The organism is Pararhizobium sp. P1_E7 (genome assembly GCF_056405855.1).
The window spans coordinates 1-2,432 of the sequence record NZ_JBFUBH010000173.1; the positions used below are offsets into that span (position 1 = coordinate 1).

The 2,432-nt window shown below is 59.0% G+C and carries 3 protein-coding genes; all 3 read left to right on the plus strand.

Annotated elements, in window-relative coordinates:
* A partial coding sequence (locus tag AC1D17_RS28505) for an extracellular solute-binding protein (protein ID WP_477568568.1) occupies window positions 1-385 on the plus strand: 385 nt, incomplete at its 5' end.
* 70 nt (window positions 386-455) lie between these two features.
* Window positions 456-1,496 carry an ABC transporter ATP-binding protein gene (locus AC1D17_RS28510; RefSeq protein ID WP_112841479.1) on the plus strand — a complete coding sequence of 347 codons (1,041 nt, stop codon included), beginning with the start codon at window positions 456-458 and terminating at the stop codon, window positions 1,494-1,496.
* Between the two features lie 3 nt (window positions 1,497-1,499).
* Window positions 1,500-2,354, plus strand: a complete 855-nt coding sequence (locus AC1D17_RS28515; protein ID WP_112841478.1) for an ABC transporter permease — start codon at window positions 1,500-1,502, stop codon at window positions 2,352-2,354.
* Window positions 2,355-2,432 lie beyond the last annotated feature (78 nt).

Consider the following 2,432-nt stretch of genomic DNA (forward strand, 5'->3'; position numbering starts at 1 on the left):
GCTCAAGTCTGGCGAGATCCCGATGGGACAGTATTTTCACGATGTCACCAGGCTCGCCGTCAAAGACGGCTTCCCCGTCCGTTCCACCATGCCCATCGAAGGCGGGATCTACGATTATGGCACGTGGGCGGTGACAAAAGCCGCTGCCGCCTCTCTCGACCTCGCGTATGCCTACATGGATTACATGTCCCAGCCTTCGACACAGGCGACCCTCGCACGCAAACTTGGCAGCGCTCCGGTCGTAGAACGCTCGACCATGGATCTCACTAAGGAGGAGTTCGACTCGGTTTCTTCCGAAATCGATCCGGTGCGTCCGCATTACGAGATGCAGGCACTCAAGACCGACTTCATCAACCAGGTCTGGACGGAGATGCAGCAGGGTTAAACGCCCTGCCTTCCGAACGAAAACGAAACCTGTAGCAGGCGACGCGCTGCGCGCTGCCGGAGTGATGCCAATGTCTGGACTAGTCATCCGCGAGATCCACAAAAGCTACGGCCCGGTGCCCGCGTTGAGCGATATCTCGCTCAATGTGGAGAATGGCAAATTCCTCTGCCTGCTCGGGCCGTCTGGCTGCGGCAAGTCGACCCTCTTGCGGATCATTGCGGGGCTTGAAGCTTCGTCGCGGGGACAGATCCTTCTCGATGGCCGCGACATCACGAAGGTGCCGCCGCACCTACGGGACTTCGGCATGGTGTTCCAGTCCCTAGCGCTGTTTCCGCACTTGTCCGTCGGGGGCAACATCGCCTTTGCCTTGGGCATTCGAGGTGCGTCTCGCGAGGTTCAGAGGCGCGAGGTTGAGAGGCTGCTCGATCTCGTGCATCTGCCAGGAATTGCGGAACGTTCGATCATGCAGCTCTCGGGCGGACAGCGCCAGCGGGTGGCCATTGCCCGGGCGCTCGCCTTGAAGCCGAAGCTCTTTCTCCTCGATGAACCCATGTCCGCGCTTGACGCGAAGCTGCGCGAGGCCATGCAGGTAGAGCTCAAGCGTCTGCAACAGGAGCTTGGGATCACAACCCTTCTCGTCACCCACGACCAGAAGGAGGCGATGACCACTGCCGATCTCGTTGTCCTTATGTCTCGCGGGGTCATCCAACAGGTTGCACCGCCACTCGAAATGTATCGAAAACCCGCGAACACTTTCGTGGCTGAATTCATCGGCGCGACAAACCTTATTGATGCAACGTCACTTGGCGGCGGTCGGGTTCAGGTTGCAGGTGCAACGGTTACGATCGAACAGGCGCCGCCTGTGGGCCAGTTCACCTTCTCCGTGCGGCCAGAGGACCTGAACCTGAAGGATGAAGCAAGCAGCAGCAGTCTCGTGGGCCGGATTGCCTTCACGCGGCATCTCGGTGCGAGCATCGAGGTGAATGTTTCGGTCGACGGCATGGAGAGGGACCTCGTCGTCGCCGTGCCCGCGAGACAGGAGAGCAGTCTTTCGATCGGACGTCCGGTGCATGTTCATGTGAACAGCGCGACCTGTGTGGTCCTGAGGTGAATCATGAACACCCGGCAGCCTCAATCCCTAATAGCCTATATGCCAATCCTAGTTCCAGCCCTTCTCCTGACGGTTTTTTTCGTCATGCCGTTCGGGACGATGATCGTCACCTCGTTCTATGAGAACAGGAGCATCGGGGCGGCCGAGACCGCTTTCACGCTCGCTAATTACCAGCGCCTGCTCAGCCCCTTCTTTCTCTGGCTCGTAACCGCGTCCTTTGGGCTTGCGTTCGGTGTTGCCGCTATCTCCATCCTGATTGCGTTTCCATTCTCCTATCTCCTCGTGAACGCTCCGCGATCTACCCAGGTCGGCTGGCTCATTTTCATGCTGTCCGTTCTCTCCCTGTCAGAATCCATCATCGGCTTTGCCTGGTCCACATTGTTGTCGCGGACCGCGGGGATCAGCAATTTCTTCGTACTGATTGGCCTTGTCGACAAGCCTGCGTCCTATGCACCCGGACTTGGCGCTCTCCTGACAGGCGTGGTGTATACGGCGGTCCCCTACGCCGTTCTGGTGCTATACCCCATTCTCTCGAGGGTCGATCCGCATATTGAGGAGGCAGCACGCACACTTGGACTCTCGCCGCTCAAGACCTTCCTTCGCGTAATACTGCCGATGCATCGTAATGCGATCGTGACCACCTTCCTGATGTTGTTGGTCTTCACGCTTGGCACTTACCTGATGCCGCAGATCTTGGGGCGGCCGCAGCACTGGACCCTGTCTGTTGCGATCAGCGATCAGGCGCTGGTGCAATCCAACATCCCGTTCGCTGCGGCACTCGCCGTGTTCCTCGTTGTCGTCACCCTTGTGATCGTGCTCGCGGTCATCCAGTTCGGTCGGAAGGAGCAGGCAATATGACGCAGACCTTCGTCCGGCGACTGTTCTTCTCACTCCTTGGGAYCGTCATGGGGGCGCCGCTGCTGGTCGTACTTGGCG